Genomic DNA, 19,057 nt, shown 5'->3' with positions numbered 1-19,057 from the left:
ACATGCACTTCGTAGTGCAGATGCGGCCCGGTCGCGATGCCGGCTTTTTCCGTGCCTGCGCTGAAGGCGTCAGCGCGCCTCCCAGACCACCGCCCTGCCCAGCTTCGACCAGTCTTGCGCATCGCGCAGGTACCGGGCCTCGATCGCAGCGCGGCGAATTTTCAGTGTCGGCGTCAACATCGCGTTCTCGGCGCTCCAGACATCCTTGACCACGACGACGTACTGCAACTGCTCATGGCGTTCGGCGCAGGCGTTGATCCGCGCGTGCAATGCCGCTAGTTCCTCCGTCAATGCGGCACGGTCACACGTGCCGTTGGCCAGGGCGTCGCGCACGTCGGCCGCGAGCTGCAACAGCGCGAACGGCATCGCGAGGCCCGCACCGGCCACACAGGCTGCCTCGATGTGCCGATGCTCGAGCAGCTTCTGCTCGAGCGGCAGCGGCGCGACGTATTTTCCCTTCGCAGTCTTGAAGATATCCTTGACGCGGCCGGTCAGGGTGAGAAAGCCCTCCGCATCGATGACACCGCAGTCGCCGGTGCGGAAGAACCCGTCCGGGGTCATCTGGGCGGCGGTCATTTCCGGCTGCCCGTAATAGCCCAGCATCTGCGCCGGGCTTTTGACTTCGAGTTCGCCGTCCCCGGCAATGCGCGCCTCGACGCCGGCCTGGGGCTGGCCCACCGTGCCCGCGCGAGCGCGCCCCAGACGCGTCACGTGCGAAATCGCGGCGTTTTCGCTCATGCCGTAGATGTCGAGCAACTCGAGACCGAGGGTGCGGTACCAGCGCATCAGATGTGGCGGCAGCGGCGCGGTGGCGGTAATGGCGATGCGCGCCTGATCGAGTCCGAGCTCGCTCAGGATCTTGCGCTTGACCTTGTGCCCCACGTACGGCAGTGCGAACAGGACGCGCTGCTTCGAAGGCGGCAGCTTCTCACAAACGCCGAGATAGAACTTGTTCCACAGACGCGGCACCGACAAAAAGATCGTCGGCCGCGCGCGTTTCAGATCGCGCGCGAACGTCGCCAGCGAATCGGCGAAGAACACGCGGTAGCCAAATGCGAGCGACGCGGTCTCCACCGCGATACGCTCCCCCATGTGGGCCAGCGGCAACCAGGAGAATCCGCGCTCATCCGGTGCGGTCGCCCACCAGCCCGCCCGATCCATGATCAGGAATGCCGCCGCCATGCTGCCATGGGAGTGCATCACGCCCTTCGGCTCGCCGGTCGACCCCGACGTGTAGACGATCGTGCACAAGGCGTCTCGTTGCGGCGTGCGCGCGGCGGCGAGCGGTGCATGTCGCGCGAGCACTTCGTCCCACTGTGGAATGTCCTTGCGCGGCGATTGCGGCAGACCGAGCAGCGGCAAGCCGGGCGGCAGCTGCGCAGCGATGTTCGGCCAGTTGTCGCTCACGCCGTCGAGCTTGCCGAGCACCAGCAATGCAGCGCCGCTATGCGCAAGCGCGTAGCGTACCGATTGAGCGCTGAACGACGGATAGAGCGGGACGCTGACCATGCCTGCGAGCATGATCGCGAGATCCGCGATGATCCAGTGCGCGCTATTCTTGCCGAGCAGCGCGATACGGCTGCCCTCCGGCAAACCCAGCGAGAGGAAATACGCCGCGCCCCGGCGCGCCTGCTCCCCGACCTCACCCCATGTGTAGTCGACGACCGATCCATCGGGCCGGGGTTGCGTGAGATAGACATGATTGCGCCGCCGGGATTCCCACTCGAAAAAGCGGTCCAGGAGGGTTGCGTCGTCTGCAATCGTCATGATGAGCCGGCTCCTTCACGGGTCTCTCGCAGCGTGTTCCCGCCCGGATCGGGCTGGCCCGGCATGCGCGCGCGTTGCGCCGCTGCGAAACGCCGTGGACTAAGGTGTGGGCCTGACGTTCTGATTCAACCGGAAGAAGTTGTCCGGGTCATAGCGCTGCTTGACTTCCGCCAGCCTGGAATAGTTTTCACCGAACGCCGCGCGCACCCGATCCTCGCCTTCATCGCCCAGATTGTTCGCATAGACCCCGCCCGTCGAGAACGGTCTCAGCGCGCTCCACGCTTCACGAGCCCAGCGGATATTGACGTCGTCTTCCGTGGCTTCGTCCCAGATCGAGAGCGGAAAAGCGTCGAAGAGCGCCTCGCGATTCGCATAAGCGGTGGCCGGCTTCGGCACGCGTGCGATGGCGCCGCCAACCTGTTGCAGGATAAACATGGAAGCGCGCGAGGGTGCGTCTTCATAGACTCGAAGCAAAGCATCGATTGCGCCGTCGCTCAGTTCGCTCAGGAACTGGGCCTTCCAGTAGTAGCGGCGCCCGCGTAGAAAGACGGCATCGCTGGCCGACTGCAGTTGCAAATAAGGAACCGGCGCGAGCGGCCGGGCTTCTGGCGCCCCATACGCCATCAGCGGCGCGACAACCCGCTCGCCCTCCTCCATCGCGCCCACATAGCAAACGGAGACGTTAAAAAAGCGCTCTCCGGAGGGTACCGTGGCGAGCGCGGCATCGAGGCTCAGTTCATCGGGCGCACTGCGCGCAAACGCAGCGTAAAACCGCATCGCGTCCCGTGCATCGCCATAGCGGTACATCAGCGAGCCGGCAAGAAGATTCGTGCCAATGGGATGGAGCACGTATTCAAACATGATCACGATGCCAAAGTTGCCGCCACCGCCACGTACGGCCCAGAAGAGATCCGGGTTTTCGGTCGCGCTCGCGCGGCGACATTCACCGTCGGCGGTCACCATCTCCACCGCCACCAGGTTGTCACAGGCCAGGCCATATTTGCGGCCGAGCTTCCCGAACCCGCCACCGAGCGTCAGTCCGGCAATACCTGTGTCGCCGTTGACGCCCATCGTCGTCGCGAGGCCGTGGGCCTGGGTCGCCTCGTCGAACTCATGCAGCGTCAGGCCTGCTTGCGCGCGCGCGATACGGCGTACAGGGTCCACGTCGATCTGCTTCATCCGGGACAGGTCGATCACCACGCCCGCGTCGCAGACCGAAAGACCCGCCAGGTTGTGCCCACCGCTGCGCACAGCCACCGCGTAATGAGCTTCTCTGGCGAAATTGACGGCCTTGACCACGTCGCCGGAGCAGGTGCAATAGACGATCAGCGCGGGGCGCCGGTCGATGGCGCCGTTCCATACCTTGCGCGCTTGCTCGTAGCCTGCGTCGCCGGGTACGACGATATGGCCACGGAGGTTTTGCCGGAACCAGTCGACACCCTCCAGCACGGGTTGCGCCGCGCCCGTTCCGCTACCCGCGCTCGCTCGATCAGTCGCCATCGGACTCACTCCTGTTGCTTGGCGTGAACCAGCAGGACAAACAGATGCTCACGGCAAAGCCCCCTTCACCATGACATCGATCAGTAGTCCTACAATCGTTGCCCGGCGTTTTAACGCTCGATGGGCTGAATGGACTCAACGGGAAATGGACGCGTTGATTGTTATGACGAAAAAGCGCATTTTCCGGTTGCCGGCTGGCTCACCACCGTAAATATAGTAAAGCAACAGAAAGTTGATTGTAGGGTTTTCCCGGTCTGCGGATGATCGCCTGCCACGGCCGCCGCACCGAATCCTGATAGCGCACGAGGATGAACCGGGCGCATTCGCCCATGTGTCGCGATGGCGCCCTGCCCCGTAAGTATCGCGATGTCCCTATCACGGTTCGTACTGGGACACCCTGTTGCGGCCGCTGGTTTTCGCCTGATACAGTGCCTCGTCGGCGGCCTTGATCGCGGCACTCAGGTCGTCGTCGGTCTCAGGTACGCGGCTGACCACGCCGATACTCGCCGTCACCCGCCCGTATTCGCTACCCGCATGCTCGATCTCGCACCCGGCGATCGCGCTGCGGATCCGTTCCGCAATTTCCGCAGCCCCCGACGCGGGTGTCTCGGGAAGCACGACCACGAACTCCTCCCCGCCGTAGCGGGCCGCCGTATCGGCGGGACGGCGAATGCTTGCGCTGATGCAGCGCGCCACCACCGCGAGCGCATCGTCGCCGGCCTGATGACCATAGGTGTCGTTGTAGGCCTTGAACCGGTCGATATCGAGAAACAGCAGCGACATTACACTGCGATTGCGCCGCGCGCGGCGCCATTCCTGCTCGAGTATTTCGCCGAGACTGCGCCGGTTGTTCAGGCCGGTCAGCCCGTCGGTGCGCGCGAGCAGTTGCAGTTCCGATTCCGCCCGCATGCGGCGCCGCAACTGGACACCCAACAGCATCGACAAGGCGACAAAGGCCGAACCGAACGCGAGCATCAGCGAACCAATGAACAGCGTGCGCCGGCGCCACGCGGCATAGATGTCCTGGTCCGCCGCCGCCACCATGATGATCAGCGGATAGCGCGGGAAGTTGGAGAACCAGTAAAGCCGGCGCGTGCCGTCGATGGACGCGGTCTCGCTGAAGCTGCCCTCCGGCTCGGACAGGAAGTGCCGGTAGGTGCTGGCCCCCTTGATGCTGCGCCCGACAATCCGGAGATCGTAGGGTTGCCGCATGATCATGATCCCGTTGTGGCCGATCAGCGACATCGAGCCGTGTGGGCCGAGCGAGAGCCCGGCGAACAGCGTGTGGAAGTACTCGAGATTGACGGTCAGCAGCACAATCCCGGCGAACGAGCCGTCCGGATGGGAGAGCCGTCGTGTCAGGGCAATGCTGGGCTCGCCGCCACGCAGACGCGACAGGTATGGGTCGCTGATGTAGAGGCCCACGTCAGGATGGTCGCGCTGGACGATAAAGTAAGGCCTGTCGGCGAAGTTGCCCGCGCGTGGGGTATCGCTCCCGGAGTCGATGACGATATTGCCCGCGGCGTCCAGCACCAGCATCGAGCCGAGGTATCGGGCGCTGGCCGCCCGGTCGAACAGCACCTGCCTGCGCAGATGGGGCGGCAGCGCCATGACCTCCGGCTGTTGCAGTCCGTCGACGACCGCCTGTAGCGACAGCTCATACAACTCGAAATTGCGCTCGATATCGCGCTGGGCGATCAAGGAGATGTCACGCAAGGTATCTCGCGTGTGACTCAGCGCATCGAGCCGCCCCTGATTGAGGACGAGCCCGCACAGGCCAACCATGACGATTGCAATCAACGCGCAGGAACCGACAACCAGCGAGGATGTCGAGGCGATTCGCCGGATGCGGTTGGCGAAAAAAGCGGACTGGTTCTTTTGCGTTCTTGTCATCTAAAGGCCACATCCGACTCCGTTTCCTGTTCCGGCGACACCGCTCAGCCAGAGCGGCCTGCCGGGCTGGAGGGCTTTCCTGTATTCAGACGTTCACCACCGAACAGAACGATTTCCGGGCAGTCTCCATATTGACCCAGTGCCGTGACAGCATGCATCGCGCGGACACCAAAATCAATCGGGGACGGCAATGAACGGCTCATGGTTTCGCGCGAACAGGGCGGCAGCCCAATCGGGCTCCACTGCTTCGGCCCATCAGATCGCCTCCATCGTCGCCACATTGGGCCTTAGCGCGATCATGCGCAGCGAATATCAGCCCCGCAGCTTGAGCGCCGATATGACGGCAACGCTTGCCGGCTACCTGTACGGCTTTTCCGCGGCCATCTGCACGGCATGGGCGATCGCCGATCAGGGGGTGGCCATGGACGCGGGCTGCCTTGCCATTGCCCTGATGTATCCGTGCATTGCCGGCACGCAATGGGCGGATGCTGAAAGCGATTCCGCGGCCTTTCATCAAGGCGCGGATGCTGGCCGCGCAGACGGCGAACAGTATGTCACCAGCGGGATTAACGGGTCGTTGCTGCCCGCCATGCTTGTGACCGGCTAAGGCCAGGTTGCACTAACGCGTTGCGCCATGAGGCGAGCAACGACACGGAACTGCAAGCAAAATGAAATCGTGCGCCCCTAAAGTTCGTGGAGACGTGACCGTCAACCTGGGTGTAGTCGTCAATTCAGGCGGCATCATCCCTTGCCAATTCGTTGGCTTATCGTTATAGTTTTCATAACAATGAACCTGAGAGAAATCGCCGGAATGGAGCGCGTTGCCCAGAGCCATTGGTTAGATACAGCGCGTCAGCCGATTGGTCGTGCGGCCGACCCATGGCTCGCGCACTATCCGTTCTTTCAAGATGCGTTGCGCCACGGCGAGGCAACATTTCGTGCGCTGCCTGACTACGCCAGGACGGTAGCGCTCAAACGCGTCACGATCGATTTGGCGGAGCAGGCTATCGCGTCCAGGATTCTGGACGACGTACGTGTGTCATTTATCGAGCTTTCAACGAATGCTGTGAGTGAGGTCGTTCAGCGTTATCTTGGCGGACAAGGCTCCGAAGGCGATGCCACAGGCGACCGCCCCGCTACATCGCGTCAAACCCAACTCCCGCCGGTTCCCAATCTGAATTACCCCCTTGTTGCAAGGCCGCCCTGCTTGCTTCGCCCGGACAGCACTGCGTTCCTCGACGGATGGATGCGGTTCTTCTCGTACGCCTCACGCGGCGATCCGACGATCCCGTTACTCGCCGTTGACTGGCGGGCCTTTCATGATCGACTGGGGACGCTTCGCGATTCCATGACCGGCCCGCACAAGTACGCACATCGAAATTTCGGCGAACCGCCACAAGCCTGACCGATACGGCGTACCAAGCTGCGCCCGGAACTGTCATCAATATCTATCGTGCTGCGCAAACTACGTCATCTCCTTTCGGCCCCCAGCGCCAGATTATTCGAAGAAAGTCCTTTAGGACGATTGCCCATGACAGGCGAAGCGGAGCCGACGGATAGCGCCGATTTTGGCTTACGCAATCCACTCGAAATTGGCACGTTTCTACGTGAGCTTGCTACGAGACAGGACTTCCTGACGGTTGACTACGGCTATGGCCAGATCGTCACGCGTTTGCTTCATGTCGACACAGAATCGAAAACATTCATTTTCGATTACGGAGCCTTGCGTCCCGTGAACCACGCCGTGCTGGCAGCCCACAAACTGCGCTTTGGCGCATCACCCGACGGCGTGAGAATCGAGTTCACGACGGGCATGCCATCCGAAGTCTCGCACGATAGTGCGCCCGCTTTCGAAGTCGCGCTCCCGAAAGTGCTTTTCCGCATGCAACGGCGCGAATATTTTCGGGTTGAAACGCCCGTGGTCGACCCGTATTTTTGCAGCGGGCAACTGCCGGATGGGCAATCCTTCCGCCTTGAGTTGCATGACCTGTCGCTCGGCGGTGTGGCATTGAAGACGCAGGACGAAAATATTGCGAATCTCGAAGTCGGTTTAACGCTGAATAATGTTGTTCTACACCTCAAAGAATACGGCGGCGTCACCCTGAATCTGCAGCTTGTCTCCCCTCGGCCGCACCCTGGCGGCGGGAAATTATTCATCCTGGGCTTCAGATTTCTATCCGTGCCCGCACAGGCGGAGAAAGTGCTTCAGCAACTGATCGCTCAACTGGAAATCCGACGTGGAGCACTTTTGCGCTAGCCCGCACCCCTCTCGCGCCAAAGAAAAACCCATGGCACCCTGACATCAAAACGCCGTGTTACTTCAGCCGATTATCATAGGCGCTGTTGAGTGCCAACCGGATGCTGAACATTCCGTTCGTCAGGTGCGAATTGCCCGGCTGTTTCGGCAACAATGCCAGCATTCCCTTTATGACATAGAGCATGATCAGCGCCCCGGACAGATCGCCCACGAACATCATGACGAAGCTTTCGATAAAGTTGTGCGTATCGCCTTGCAGTGCAAACCAGATGTGATGCAGCAAGGGATTCGCAATCGAATACGCGACGGCCAAGATCAGAAGCCGCTTCGGTGTGAGATTCGTCAACGAAGCACGCAGGTTATAGCGCTCCAGTGCAAGCCTGTAGACGAGGTACGGCGCCAGCGAACCAAAAATCGCTCCCGCAATGGCGCGCACCGGGTCATGTGGAAACCAATAGAGAAAGTCCATCAGCAGACCGCCGACCAGCAGGCCAATGAACCCGTCGACCCCAACGAGCAATGTGCTCAACAGGCGGATGCCCGATGGAAGATATATCCAGTTGACGCCGCGGACAAACGACGTATCCGCGAAAACCAGCTGATTGATCCATAGCGACACCACAAACGCTATCACGGTGCCGGTTATAGACAAGAAATGTAACCGTAAGCTGGACATCCGGTAAACTGCTCTCTCATGGTTATGATCGAGTGGATCATAACGCGCTCGCGTGTCGCTACGCGAGCGCCCTTTCAACAGCGCGCAAGCAATGACACGTCCCGCTGACATCTACCTGCGATTTCTGCAACTGGCCGAGGCGCTGCGGGGTTTGCCCGCGCTGCCTGGTCTGGACCCGCTCGAAGAGCGGATCCTCGAATTCGTGGCACGCGCGGCGCAAACCAAAGACCGGCTGTCGGTGCGGGACATGATGGCGCAAAGCCAGCTTGGCTCGCCCGCCACGCTTCACGCGCGCATCACATCGATGCGCGACAAGGGATGGTTGCAGCTCACCGACACCGAAGATTCGCGCCGCAAGCAGATTGAGCTTACGCCTGCGGCTTTGCGCCATTTCGACAAGCTCGCCGAGGCGTTCGCCAAAGCCGCGAAAGGGCCGTGAATGTGGCAGCGCACGGCTGCGCATGCGCCAATCGCGCACCTCAAGACGGCGCGACGATCTCAGGTCCCCGCATTGATCATCGCCTTGGGCACCGCGTGGTGCTGCAGCCCCCATTTGGCGAGTATCTTCTGATAGGTGCCGTCTTCCACCAACTGGTTGAAGGCATTCACGAGCGCGCTATTGAGCGCGCTGTTGTCCTTTGACATGCCGATCGCCGTGTACTGTGAGAGGAACGGTTGCCCTATTGGCGCGTAGGCATCGTGCTCCACCGAGTTTTGATACGGCAAGGTCTCGCCGCCCTGCACCGCGGCATCGATCCGGTTCTGGCGCAACTGCAGCCGGGCATCCGACGAGCCGTCCGTGCCCACCACCTTGATGGCCGGCTTGCCCGCCTTCACGCAATGCTGGTTGCTCCAGTTCGCGATGTCATTGGGAAACGACGTGCGCCGGCTCGTGCCCACCGCCTTGCCACACAATGCATCCATCGAGGCGAAGGCTCCGGCGCGCTCCTTGAGCGTGTAGAACTGCGGCCCGGTGGTGATGTAGTCGAGAAAGTTCACCGATTCTCGCCGTGCGGGTAAATCGGTCATGCCGGAAAGGATGACGTCCACACGGTGCGTGCCCAGCGCGCTCATCATCTGGTCGAAGCTGGTCTCCTGCCATTCGATCTTCACGCCGAGCTTCGTGGCGAGCGCTTCACCAAGATCGACATCGAAACCCGTCAACTTGTCCGATGCCGGATCCTTGTATTCGAACGGCGGATAGTTTGGCACGATGGCCGCAACGAGCACAGGCTTGCCGATGGAGGATGCGCCGGTTTGCGCCTCGCAAAGCGGCGCATGCAACGCAACGAGACTGACAAGCAGCGCGGCGACCTTTGGCAGACAGCGAAATGAGCTCATGAAAACTCCGTTGAGTCGTTGATCTGAATCGATACGCGCAGCACCCCGCGCAGGCTGAACACCTTCACCACGACGGCCCCTGATAGCTGTCTGCCCACTCGGCCTGCTTGCCCAACGCCTGACGCAGCCGCGCAATCTGCTCGGCGACTCGCTCCGGCGCCGTGCCGCCAAAGCCGCTGCGCGCCGCCACCGCCGCGTCGAGCGTGACATGCGCGAGCACAGAAGCCTCTAGCCGCACATCGACTCGCGCGAGCGTCTGAACGGAAGCATCGGCCAGTTCGATGCCTTGCTCCTCGCACGTGCGCACCAGCGCGCCCGTAATCTCGTGCGCTTCGCTGAACGGCACGCCGCGCAGTGCAAGCCAGTCGGCCACCTCGGTCGCCAGCGTGAAGCCGAGTGGCGCCTGCCTGCGCATCTCGTCGACGTTCACGCGCATCGTGCGCATCATCCCGGCCATGGCGGGCAGCACGAGTTCCAGGGTGTCGATGCAATCAAACGCGGCGATCTTGTCCTCCGCGAGATCGCGGTTGTAGGCCAACGGCAGCGACTTGAGCGTCGCCAGCAAGCCGCCGAGATTGCCGATCAGCCGCCCCGCCTTGCCGCGCGTGAGTTCGGCAATATCGGAGTTCTTCTTCTGCGGCATGATCGAGCTGCCTGTCGCATAGCCGTCGTCGAGCACGACCCAGCCGAACTGGCGCGTCGTCCACAAGATCACTTCCTCGGACAGCCGCGAGAGGTTGACCGACAGCATGCTCGCGACGAACACGAATTCGGCCACATGGTCGCGCGAGGCAACCGCATCGATCGAGTTCTCGCAGGGGCCGTCATAGCCGAGCTCCACGGCCGATAATTCGGGATGCAAACAGATTGCCGAGCCCGCGAGCGCGGCCGCGCCAAGCGGCGAGCGCGCGCTGCGCCGGTCCCAATCCGCGAAGCGCTCGAGATCCCGGTAGATGGCCTGCGCGTGCGCGAGCAGGTGATGCGCGAACACCACCGGCTGCGCCGGTTGCAGATGGGTGAAGCCCGGCGCCACGCTTTGCGTGTGCGCGCTCGCCTGCTCGAGCAGCGCATTCTGCAGGTCGAGCACGGCCGTTGTCAGCGTGCGGGCCTTGGCCCGCAGATACAGGCGCAGATCGTTCGCGGCCTGATCGTTGCGCGAGCGGCCCGCGCGCAGCTTGCCTCCGGTTGCGCCCAGACGCTTCGTGAGCTCGCGCTCCAGAAACGTGTGGACATCCTCGTCGTCCTTCGAGGGCGCGATCTCTCCCGCCAGGTGCTCCGCTTCAAGGCGGCCGATTTCGGCAAGCAGAAGCTGCAGCTCCTGCGCGGTCAGAATGCCGGCGCGATGCAGCTCCTGCGCATGCGCGCGCGATCCGGCCAGATCGTAGGGAACAAGTCGGAAGAAGCTCGGGTCCGATCGCGACAGCGCCTCCAGCGCCGCCGACGGACCCGTCTTGAAGCGGCCGCCCCACAAGCGTTCGACGGGTTCGGATTGATTCATGGTCATATTCCTATATCTATTCGGATTCCTGATTGATATCCACCCAGCCTTCCTGCCCGCGGCGTGCTGGATCAGTGGAGTGACAGCCTCGCGCCGTCACCCACCGCGCCGCACCATCAGTTGGTGGGCGTCCCGTTCATCGTCAATTGACGCACTGCGCTCGACTGCAAGCCCCACTTCGCGACGATCTTGCCGTAGGTGCCATCGGCCATCAGCTTCTCGAGGGCGCCGTGCACGGCATCGCGCAACTGCGTGTTGGCCTTCGCGAAGGCGATACCCTCGGGTGACGTCGCAAACGGCTCGCCAATGGGCCGGTAGGTGTTCGGCTCGAGTTTCATCGCGTACGGCAGTGTCTCGCTGCCCTGCACGCCCGCCACGATGCGCCCCTGCTTCAACTGCATGCGCGCCGACGACGTGTCTTCCGTGCCAACCACCGAGATCGGCGCCTTGCCCGTGCAGTTTTTCACGCTCCATGCAGCGGTGTCGGCGGGAAACGAAGTGCTGCGGCTCGTGCCGACCGGCTTGCCGCACAGGTCGGCGGGCTGGCGAATGTCCTTGCCTTGCGCGCTCGCCAGCACATAGAACTGGGCGCCCGAATTGAGGTAGTCGATGAAATCCGCGGCGCCGCGGCGGCCCGGCACGTCGCTCACGCCGCTCAGCACCATGTCCACGCGCCCCGTTTCCAGCGACGGCAGCAGTTGCTCGAACGCAGACTCCTGCCAGTCGATCTTCACGCCAAGCTGTTTGGCGATCGCATTGCCGAGATCGATGTCGAAGCCGACCAGCTCACCGCTATCGGGGTCCTTGTACTCCATGGGCGGATAGATTGCGTTGACGGCCACCTTGATCGTGCGGGACTTCGCGATGGCGTCCGGCAATGCCTGCGCATGCGCGGCAGCACCGAAGAGCAGCGTCGAGAGACACAACACCATGGCTCGCGATGCATCGCGCAGTGGATTGAACTTGTGCATGGGAAAATGACCTTTCATGGGTGGGCGTGGATCGAAATTATGCATAGTCGGCTCGCATTCGTTCAACGGAGCACGGGCCGCGCATCCGCTTCGCCTTTCAGCCAGCCTGCGAGGATGCGGGCGTCGGCGAGTTGCTCCAGTTCGAGTAGCGCCTGCGCGAGGGTGCCGGCCGATGCTTCGTCGAGCACGATACCTGCCAGCGAACGGTACTTCGCCAGCAGGTCCGCTTCCGACAACGGATTGCCTGGGTCGCCGAGCGGCGTGAGCACCTGCCGCGAACGAGGCGGTGCGTCGGCCAGCGTGAGCGTGATGACGGGCTCGTCCAGGTCGGACATCGACGGGTCGACTTCGAGCACGACCCGCTCCATCACGGCTCTCACGCGCGCATCGTGGCGGGCGGGATCGAGGTACGCCGCGAGCCCCGCATGGCCGTTCACGAGCGCGGAGCTGATCGCAAAAGGCAGGCTCATCTGCGACGAAGCCAGATTGCGCAGATCGCGTCCTCCGCACATGTTCGCCACGAACGCGCTCAATCGAACCTGCACGCCCTGCAGCCGCTGCGGATCGCATGGCCGCTCGCGCATCAGTTCGAGCGCTGCATCCACGGCGGCATGCGTGCTGCGGCACGACGCATGCGGCTTGATCGAGCAGCGCATGATCTTCCACGTCTCGCCCAGTTCGTGCAACAGCGCTTGCGGCTCGCGCGTGTCGCGCGCAAAGGCGTTGAAAAAGCCGCCCCATGCGTCGGCGAACACCTGCGTCGGCCCGCTCACGCCTTCTCTCGCGAGCAAGGCCGCCAGCAGGCCGCCCTCCGCCGCGCGGCCCGTATGCATGCGTTTCGTTTGCGAGGCGTCGTGGATAAAGCCCCACAGGCCGCCGCTGAAGCTCCCTGCATGCCCTAGCGCCGCCGCCGTGCGCGCGGCATCCAGACCGAGAATCCGCGCGCTCGCGGCCGCCGCCCCGAACACGCCGCACGTCATGGTCGAGTGCCAGCCATAGCCGTTGTGCGCGGAATAGCCGCCGCAGGCTTCGAGCACACGCCGGCCCACGTCGTAGCCCAGCACCACCGCAGCGATCAGTTCCCGCCCCGATACCGGGCGCGCGGTGCAACTGAGCGCCGCGAACACGGCAGGCAGCACCACGGCGCCCGAATGATCGCAGCCGCCCGAGTCGTCGAGTTCGAGTGCATGCGCGGCAACGCCGTTGACGAATGCCGCGCCGCGCGCACCGAGCCATTGCTTCGTACCCCAAACCAGCGTTTCGCCTGGGCCGTCTGCGCTCATGACCGCGAGCGCGCTGCGCGGCTCCAAAGCCGCCGAGCCTGCCAGGGCGGCGCCCATCGTGTCGAGGATATGCTGCTTCGCCTTGTGGACCACGGCGTCGGGCAAGGCCTCGCCGGCGACGCTCGCCACGAATGCCGCGATGTGCTGCGAGAGGGAAAGGTCGCGTGCGCTCATCTTGTGGCCATCCGGTGCCGAGCGAAAATTTCGACGGGATGCCCGGGCTCGTTGCGCTCGACACTGCTGCGCCACCACGTTGCCACCTGTTCGCCCGTCGCGAACCACACATCATCGCGTTCGCGCATGTCTTCCAGCAGCGCGCGCAGCACGTCGATGCGTCCCGCCGTCCCGATGATCTCGGGATGCAATCTCAGCACGAAGCACAGGCCGAATCGATGGAAGGCAGCGAAATCCTGCTTCCAGTTGGCGAGCACTTCGCGATACGAAGGAATACGCGGCTGGCCCACGGGCACCGCGGGAGACAGGTTGTAGACGAAGTACGGCTCGTCTTCGAGCTCGTAGTGCAGCGGCAGCTCGACGAGCGGCGCAGCGGGGCCGGCGTGCGCACCGCGCTCGGCGGTATCGCGAAGATGGAAGTACGGCAGGTCGTCGCCGCGCCATGACGACGACCATATGACGCCTTCGCTACACAGGAAGTCCGCGAAGCCGGGCGCCCAATTGCCGTAGAACGAACGAAAACCGCGGATGCCGCGGCCCAGCTTTTCGGCGATGGCCTGCTTTGCGGCGCGAAAGGCGTCCTTCTGCTGATCGAGCGTCAAGGTGTCGAAGTTCTCGCAGCGAAAACCGCTGGTGCCGATCTCGTGCTCCTGCGCCGCAATGCGTTGCACCAGATCCGTATGCGTCTGCGCGACCCGTCCGGGCAGAAACCAGCTCGTCGGCACACCGAATTCATCGAACGCGTCCAGCATGCGGTCCACGCCGCGTTTCGCGCCGTAGCGCCATACCGAAAGCGACTTTTCGCGTCCGGCAATGGCGGGCGCCTGCGTGAGGATGCCATTCTCATCGTTGAAGTCGACCGTGATGACTACCGCGCAGCGCGCGCTCCCTGACCAGCGATGTGATTTCATGCGCAAGCCCCCTCGCGATGCGCCGATGCTTCATTCTCGAGCCACCATTGCGCGACATCGCGGCAGGTGGCGAACCAGACGTCGCCCTGCGCGCGCATGTAATCGATCAGTCTTTCGAGCAGCGCGATACGCCCGGGCTTGCCCGATACTTTCGGATGGAACAGGGTCGTGAGACACAGGCCGTCCCGATGCGAGCCGTCGAACTCGCGCCGCCAGTTGTCGAGCGTCGTCTCGTAGCTCGCAATGCGGTCGAGGCTCGACGGGAAATCGGGGTTGCGGTGATACGCCAGCGATGCGTAGTCGTCGAGCTCCCAGCGGCCGGGGATCTCGACCATCGGCTCGGCATGGCCCGGCGCGTGCAGCAGATAAGGACGATCGTCGCCGCGCATCGAGCTCGAATAACGCACACCCGCTTCCATGAGCACGTCGATCGTGTCCGGTCCCCAGTCGCCGGACGGCGTGCGAAAGCCCACCGGACGAATGCCCAGGTGGCGCGAGAAAATCTCGACGCAGCGCGCCATCACCGCGCGCTGGCCTTCGCGGTCGAGCGTCCAGAACGCTTCATGGCGGTAGCCGTGGTAGGCCATTTCATGTCCGCCTTCGAGGATCGCCGCGCATTGGCGGGGCCAGTTCTCGATCACCCACCCGGGCACGAAGAACGTGGCCGACACCCCCCGTTCGTCGAGCATGTCGAGCAGACGCGCGAGCGCGCGCCAGGGTCCATAGCTGCCGAGCGTGAAATAGGCCGGATTGCGCCAGATCGAGCCGTCGAGCATCGCATCGCCCGTCGGCCCGTCCAGATCGAATGCGAGCGCCACACAGGAGCGCTTGCCCTCGGGCCAGCGCGGCGCGCCCGGCCCTGCACGATCGACAGGCGTAACAGGTCCACGCAGTCGAGACGATGCGTTCATCAAACACTCTCCAACAGTTCAAGGTTGTGCCGTGCCCCGGCCAGAGCCGATCGTCGCAATCGCCACGATCGGCCCTGGCGGCCTGATCCGCGTCAGGCCAGCACCGCTGAAATGAAGTCCCGGGTGCGCGCGTGACGCGGCTCGCCCAGCACCTGCTCGGGCGGGCCGGCCTCGATCACCTGGCCCTGATCCATGAAGACCACCCGGTTGGCCACTTCGCGCGCAAAGCCCAGCTCGTGCGTCACCACGATCATCGTCATGCCGCTCTTCGCGAGGTCCCGCATCACCGCCAGCACCTCGCCCACCAGCTCCGGATCCAGCGCCGAGGTGGGCTCGTCGAACAGCATGAGCTGCGGATGCATGGCCAGCGCGCGCGCAATCGCCACGCGCTGCTGCTGCCCGCCCGAGAGCTCCGAGGGGAACGCATCGCATTTGTGTGCGAGCCCGACTCGCGCGAGCAACGTACGGGCCTCTTGCTCCGCGTCCGTGCGCCGGCGCTTGAGGACCTGCACCGGCCCTTCGATCACGTTCTCCAGCGCCGTCTTGTGCGGGAAGAGGTTGAAGCGCTGAAACACCATGCTCGTGGCCAGCCGCTGACGCGCCACCTGGCGCTCCGTGAGCTCGTGCAGGCGGTTGCCCACCCTGCGGTAGCCCGCGAGCTCGCCGTTCACCCAGAGCGCGCCGTCGCTGATCTGCTCGAGCTGGTTGATGCACCTGAGGAAGGTGCTCTTGCCCGAGCCCGACGGCCCGATCACGCACAACACTTCTCCCTTGGCCACATCGAGCGTGATGCCCTGCAGCGCCCTGAAATCGCCATACGACTTGCGCACGTTCACCGCGCGTACGATCGGATTCATTCCGGCTTCCTCCTCTCCCGACGCGGCTGGCGCGACGCGCTGCGCCCCGTGCCGCGTGCATAGTGCCGCTCGACCCGCGACTGCGCGAACGACAACACCGTGACCACCACCAGATACCAGATGCCCGCCACCATCAGGAGCTCGATGACGCGTGCGTTCGCGTAGTAGATGTTCTCCGCGTTGTGCAGCATCTCCGCGTACTGGATCACGCTGGCGAGCGACGTGAGCTTGACCATGCCCACCAGCTCATTGCCGATAGGCGGCACGATCACGCGCATCGCCTGCGGCAGGATGATCCGGCGCAGTGCCTGCAGGCGCGGCATGCCGATCGACTTGGCCGCCTCGTATTGGCCGGTATCCACCGATAGCAGGCCGGCGCGCACCACCTCCGACGTATAGGCCCCCTGGTTGATCCCGAGTCCGAGCAGCGCGGCCAGAAACGGCGTCATCACATCCACGGTGCGCAGGCTGAACAGCCCAGGAATGCCGAGCGTGGGGAACACCAGCGCCAGGTTGAACCACAGCAACAGCTGCAGGATCACCGGCGTGCCGCGAAAGAGCCACACGTAGCCCCGGGCGACCGCTTGAAGCACCGGATTCGTCGACAGCCGCATGATGGCCGTGACGACGCCCAGCAAGATGCCGAGGCCCATCGCCAGCACGGTCATCACGATCGTGTTGCCGAGGCCGATCAGTATCGAGCGCGCCGTGAGAAAGCGCCCCACGTAGCGCCACTCGATCTGCCCATGGGCGAACGCGAGCACCACGTACGCGATCAGCGCGACGATCACCGCCGACGCCGCGTAGCGCCCCCAGTACCGGCGCTTCACATGCTCCAGCTGCGAAATGTCGCCCCAGCCCTCGGGGGCGCTTGCAAGATCTGCATGGCTATCGGGGAGCTGCCCGAGTTCAGCCTTCATCAGTGCGACGCTACGTTGGACCATGCGGGTCTCCGTGACTCAGTAAAAACCAGCAGCGGGGCGCGACTCCATTCCCTTTGAGCCGCGGCGTCTGACAGCCGATGTATCCCGGCCTGCCGCGCGACGCTCGCCCCCGCCTTGTGGAGTGATTTAAGACCGCCATTATCCTGGTGGCAAACGGTAAAATCTCATGGTTGCCATGCGAGATGTGCATAAATGAAGATCGAGCGCTATCCCCCCTTCAACGTGCTCCAGACGCTGCTGGTGGTCGCCCGCTGCGGGAGCTTCACCGCCGCCGCACAGCAGCTCTATCTGAGCCAGAGCGCGGTGAGCCGGCACATCCAGCAGATCGAGGATTATTTCGGCTGTCCGTTGTTCGTGAGGCATACGCGCATGGTCGTGCCGACCACGGAATGCCACCGGCTCGTGCCCATCGTCGAAGAACTGCTCGCCACGGCCCGGCGTTCCATGCACATCACGAGCACGGGCGGCCAGACCGTCACGCTGCGCGTCACGCCGACACTCGCCGCGCGCTGGCTGCTGCCGCGCCTGAACGACTTCTACGTGAAGGTCCCCGGCACGCAGCTGAACATCGATACGGCGTGGTTTCTGCCGACGAATTTCGGCGAAGGCACGCTCGATGCCGCCATTCTGTTCGGCACCGGCAACTGGGAGGGCCTGGAAGCCACCTGCTTGATGCGCGAGCGGTTGACGCCGGTCTGCGCCCCGCAGATTGCAGGCGGCACGCCGCCGCTCGCGCAGCCCGAAGACCTCAAGCAGCATACCTTGCTGCATTCGAGCTTCGGCAGGCGCGGATGGATGCTGTGGCTGCAGCAGCAGGGCGATCTCGCAAGCCATGCATATCGGGAACAGGTGTTCGATACGCTCGACCTCGCATTCAGCGCCGCGGTGCGCGGCATGGGCGTGGCGCTCGGCGACCTCAACCTCGTCGAAGAGAATCTGTCGAACGGCTCGCTCGTGGCGCCCTTCGCGCACGTGGTCGAGACCGGCGCCGGATACTATCTGGTGCACCCGCCACGCAATGAGTATCGGGAGAAGCTGAAACCGCTGCTGGAGTGGCTGTTGGCGAGCATCGCGAGCAAGGAGCGCGAGCACCCAGCCTGACAAGCGACGGGCCCGGCATCAGCGGCCGCTGTGAGTGTCGCGCTCGCACAGACGCAATCCGTCAACCCACGCGTGCAACCGGCCAATCCCCCCGCAGCCGCAGTCTTTCCGTACCGGTTTTCGTACGCGCATCTGTACCGGTACTGTACCGATTTCCGCGGCTAAACTGGCTGCCAGTTCATCGGCGCGATCTTCACGGATCGCCGCCCTTTCCCTGGAGCCAACGCACCATGCTGTCCGAAATGCTCAGCGCCCTGCCCGCCGGCATGCTCTTCGTGGTCGTCACGACCATCACGCCCGGCCCCAATAACACAATGCTGCTCGCCTCCGGCGTCAATTTCGGTTTCAAGCGCACGGTGCCGCACATCCTCGGCATCAGCGCGGGCGTCGTCGTGCTCATGCTCTCGGTGGGATTTGGGCTCGGCGAGGTGTTCCGGCACGTGCCGTGGCTTTATACGGCGCTCGAGGCCGCTAGCGTCGCCTATCTGCTCTGGCTTGCGTGGAAGATCGGCACCTCGGGCATGATCAAGGAGAAGCGCGGCGAGCGCCGCCCCATGCGCTTTCATGAAGCCATCGCGTTTCAGTGGATCAACCCGAAGGCGTGGATGATGGTGCTCACCGCGGCTACCACGATCCGGCTCTCGGCGGATTTCGGTGTCAACACTGTCGTGATGGCTGTGCTGTTTTATGTGATCGGCCTGCCGTGTATTTGTGTGTGGGCCGCGTTTGGGACCGGCATGCGGAGATTTCTTGATGATCCGCGGCGGCTGCGCACGTTTAATGTCGCTATGGCGGTGGCGCTGGTCGCGTCGATGTATCCGTTGTTTGCACATTTGGTGCAGGGCTAGCGTCTGCTCGCGCTAGTGGCGGGCCTTTGGGCCCGTTTTGAAGCATCACGGGTGACGATGATGGCGGACCATCCTGGTCTGTTTTTTTGTGGGTTATTGGCGTTGGCCTTAACTTGTTTTCGCGG

Annotated in this window: 18 protein-coding genes; 6 read left to right on the top strand and 12 right to left on the bottom strand. The window is 63.5% G+C overall.

The genetic code is table 11. The features are described 5' to 3' along the window. Positions 1-69 precede the first annotated feature (69 nt). The 3 genes from BO1_RS30980 to BO1_RS30970 form a co-directional block, all read right to left on the bottom strand. Positions 70-1,767, bottom strand: a complete 1,698-nt coding sequence (locus tag BO1_RS30980) for an AMP-binding protein (protein ID WP_028220868.1) — start codon at positions 1,765-1,767, stop codon at positions 70-72. 99 nt (positions 1,768-1,866) lie between these two features. Beyond that, positions 1,867-3,267 (bottom strand): FAD-binding oxidoreductase, encoded by a 1,401-nt coding sequence (locus BO1_RS30975; RefSeq protein ID WP_028220867.1) that lies wholly within the window; start codon positions 3,265-3,267, stop codon positions 1,867-1,869. 375 nt (positions 3,268-3,642) lie between these two features. Continuing rightward, on the bottom strand, positions 3,643-5,115 hold the full coding sequence (locus BO1_RS30970; RefSeq protein WP_043287319.1) for a diguanylate cyclase: 1,473 nt from the start codon (positions 5,113-5,115) through the stop codon (positions 3,643-3,645). 235 nt (positions 5,116-5,350) lie between these two features. Here BO1_RS30970 and BO1_RS30965 point away from each other — a divergent pair, with 235 nt between their 5' ends. From BO1_RS30965 to BO1_RS30955, 3 genes are all read left to right on the top strand, one after another. Then, positions 5,351-5,767 (top strand): hypothetical protein, encoded by a 417-nt coding sequence (locus BO1_RS30965; RefSeq protein WP_028220865.1) that lies wholly within the window; start codon positions 5,351-5,353, stop codon positions 5,765-5,767. Between the two features lie 180 nt (positions 5,768-5,947). Then, positions 5,948-6,565 carry a hypothetical protein gene (locus BO1_RS30960; protein ID WP_156992490.1) on the top strand — a complete coding sequence of 206 codons (618 nt, stop codon included), beginning with the start codon at positions 5,948-5,950 and terminating at the stop codon, positions 6,563-6,565. 126 nt (positions 6,566-6,691) lie between these two features. Further along, complete coding sequence (locus tag BO1_RS30955; RefSeq protein WP_028220863.1) at positions 6,692-7,417, top strand: flagellar brake protein; 726 nt, start codon at positions 6,692-6,694, stop codon at positions 7,415-7,417. Between the two features lie 58 nt (positions 7,418-7,475). Here BO1_RS30955 and BO1_RS30950 read toward each other — a convergent pair whose 3' ends face one another. Beyond that, positions 7,476-8,093, bottom strand: coding sequence for a hypothetical protein (locus tag BO1_RS30950; RefSeq protein ID WP_028220862.1), 618 nt, complete (start codon positions 8,091-8,093; stop codon positions 7,476-7,478). A 91-nt stretch (positions 8,094-8,184) separates the two neighbouring features. On the opposite strand from BO1_RS30950, the gene BO1_RS30945 reads away from it, so the two are divergent. Then, positions 8,185-8,532: a MarR family transcriptional regulator gene (locus BO1_RS30945; protein WP_028220861.1), complete on the top strand. Its 348-nt coding sequence runs from the start codon at positions 8,185-8,187 to the stop codon at positions 8,530-8,532. A 59-nt stretch (positions 8,533-8,591) separates the two neighbouring features. On the opposite strand, the gene BO1_RS30940 is transcribed toward BO1_RS30945, so the two are convergent. The 8 genes from BO1_RS30940 to BO1_RS30905 form a co-directional block, all read right to left on the bottom strand. Next, a complete protein-coding gene (locus BO1_RS30940) occupies positions 8,592-9,434 on the bottom strand; it encodes an ABC transporter substrate-binding protein (RefSeq protein ID WP_043287304.1) in 843 nt (280 codons plus the stop codon). A 64-nt stretch (positions 9,435-9,498) separates the two neighbouring features. Next, positions 9,499-10,932, bottom strand: coding sequence for an argininosuccinate lyase (gene argH, locus BO1_RS30935; protein ID WP_028220859.1), 1,434 nt, complete (start codon positions 10,930-10,932; stop codon positions 9,499-9,501). A 116-nt stretch (positions 10,933-11,048) separates the two neighbouring features. Next, on the bottom strand, positions 11,049-11,903 hold the full coding sequence (locus BO1_RS30930) for an ABC transporter substrate-binding protein (protein WP_174490619.1): 855 nt from the start codon (positions 11,901-11,903) through the stop codon (positions 11,049-11,051). A 62-nt stretch (positions 11,904-11,965) separates the two neighbouring features. Then, positions 11,966-13,360: an MmgE/PrpD family protein gene (locus BO1_RS30925; RefSeq protein ID WP_028220857.1), complete on the bottom strand. Its 1,395-nt coding sequence runs from the start codon at positions 13,358-13,360 to the stop codon at positions 11,966-11,968. Beyond that, positions 13,357-14,271 carry a polysaccharide deacetylase family protein gene (locus tag BO1_RS30920; protein ID WP_028220856.1) on the bottom strand — a complete coding sequence of 305 codons (915 nt, stop codon included), beginning with the start codon at positions 14,269-14,271 and terminating at the stop codon, positions 13,357-13,359. The genes BO1_RS30925 and BO1_RS30920 overlap by 4 nt, the downstream gene beginning before the upstream one ends. Next, on the bottom strand, positions 14,268-15,182 hold the full coding sequence (locus tag BO1_RS53490; RefSeq protein ID WP_084688301.1) for a polysaccharide deacetylase family protein: 915 nt from the start codon (positions 15,180-15,182) through the stop codon (positions 14,268-14,270). The genes BO1_RS30920 and BO1_RS53490 overlap by 4 nt, the downstream gene beginning before the upstream one ends. A 92-nt stretch (positions 15,183-15,274) precedes the next feature. Continuing rightward, positions 15,275-16,039, bottom strand: coding sequence for an amino acid ABC transporter ATP-binding protein (locus BO1_RS30910; protein WP_028220855.1), 765 nt, complete (start codon positions 16,037-16,039; stop codon positions 15,275-15,277). After that, a complete protein-coding gene (locus BO1_RS30905; protein WP_245643949.1) occupies positions 16,036-16,983 on the bottom strand; it encodes an amino acid ABC transporter permease in 948 nt (315 codons plus the stop codon). Before BO1_RS30905 ends, BO1_RS30910 begins: the two co-directional genes overlap by 4 nt. 192 nt (positions 16,984-17,175) lie before the next feature. Between BO1_RS30905 and BO1_RS30900 the strand changes: the two genes are divergently transcribed. Both BO1_RS30900 and BO1_RS30895 read left to right on the top strand, forming a co-directional pair. Next, complete coding sequence (locus BO1_RS30900; protein ID WP_052409672.1) at positions 17,176-18,084, top strand: LysR substrate-binding domain-containing protein; 909 nt, start codon at positions 17,176-17,178, stop codon at positions 18,082-18,084. A 230-nt stretch (positions 18,085-18,314) separates the two neighbouring features. Beyond that, positions 18,315-18,932, top strand: coding sequence for a LysE family translocator (locus BO1_RS30895; protein ID WP_028220852.1), 618 nt, complete (start codon positions 18,315-18,317; stop codon positions 18,930-18,932). Positions 18,933-19,057 lie beyond the last annotated feature (125 nt).

Origin of the sequence: Paraburkholderia oxyphila NBRC 105797, from assembly GCF_000685075.1 — a bacterium.
In the GTDB taxonomy this organism is placed as follows: domain Bacteria; phylum Pseudomonadota; class Gammaproteobacteria; order Burkholderiales; family Burkholderiaceae; genus Paraburkholderia; species Paraburkholderia oxyphila.
The sequence above is the reverse complement of the archived record's forward strand: the minus strand, read 5'-3'. Positions and strand labels throughout refer to the sequence as shown.

Excerpts from the sequence above, each read along its gene's own strand:
- BO1_RS30895 (WP_028220852.1), top strand. The coding sequence starts at position 18,315 with ATGCTGTCCGAAATGCTCAGCGCCCTGCCCGCCGGCATGCTCTTCGTG.
- BO1_RS30980 (WP_028220868.1), bottom strand. The coding sequence starts at position 1,767 with ATGACGATTGCAGACGACGCAACCCTCCTGGACCGCTTTTTCGAGTGG.
- BO1_RS30930 (WP_174490619.1), bottom strand. The coding sequence starts at position 11,903 with ATGCACAAGTTCAATCCACTGCGCGATGCATCGCGAGCCATGGTGTTG.
- BO1_RS30960 (WP_156992490.1), top strand. The coding sequence starts at position 5,948 with ATGAACCTGAGAGAAATCGCCGGAATGGAGCGCGTTGCCCAGAGCCAT.
- BO1_RS30975 (WP_028220867.1), bottom strand. The coding sequence starts at position 3,267 with ATGGCGACTGATCGAGCGAGCGCGGGTAGCGGAACGGGCGCGGCGCAA.
- BO1_RS30910 (WP_028220855.1), bottom strand. The coding sequence starts at position 16,039 with ATGAATCCGATCGTACGCGCGGTGAACGTGCGCAAGTCGTATGGCGAT.
- BO1_RS30955 (WP_028220863.1), top strand. The coding sequence starts at position 6,692 with ATGACAGGCGAAGCGGAGCCGACGGATAGCGCCGATTTTGGCTTACGC.
- BO1_RS30905 (WP_245643949.1), bottom strand. The coding sequence starts at position 16,983 with ATGGTCCAACGTAGCGTCGCACTGATGAAGGCTGAACTCGGGCAGCTC.
- BO1_RS30920 (WP_028220856.1), bottom strand. The coding sequence starts at position 14,271 with ATGAAATCACATCGCTGGTCAGGGAGCGCGCGCTGCGCGGTAGTCATC.
- BO1_RS30925 (WP_028220857.1), bottom strand. The coding sequence starts at position 13,360 with ATGAGCGCACGCGACCTTTCCCTCTCGCAGCACATCGCGGCATTCGTG.
- BO1_RS30950 (WP_028220862.1), bottom strand. The coding sequence starts at position 8,093 with ATGTCCAGCTTACGGTTACATTTCTTGTCTATAACCGGCACCGTGATA.
- argH (WP_028220859.1), bottom strand. The coding sequence starts at position 10,932 with ATGAATCAATCCGAACCCGTCGAACGCTTGTGGGGCGGCCGCTTCAAG.
- BO1_RS30940 (WP_043287304.1), bottom strand. The coding sequence starts at position 9,434 with ATGAGCTCATTTCGCTGTCTGCCAAAGGTCGCCGCGCTGCTTGTCAGT.
- BO1_RS30965 (WP_028220865.1), top strand. The coding sequence starts at position 5,351 with ATGAACGGCTCATGGTTTCGCGCGAACAGGGCGGCAGCCCAATCGGGC.
- BO1_RS30945 (WP_028220861.1), top strand. The coding sequence starts at position 8,185 with ATGACACGTCCCGCTGACATCTACCTGCGATTTCTGCAACTGGCCGAG.
- BO1_RS30900 (WP_052409672.1), top strand. The coding sequence starts at position 17,176 with ATGAAGATCGAGCGCTATCCCCCCTTCAACGTGCTCCAGACGCTGCTG.
- BO1_RS53490 (WP_084688301.1), bottom strand. The coding sequence starts at position 15,182 with ATGAACGCATCGTCTCGACTGCGTGGACCTGTTACGCCTGTCGATCGT.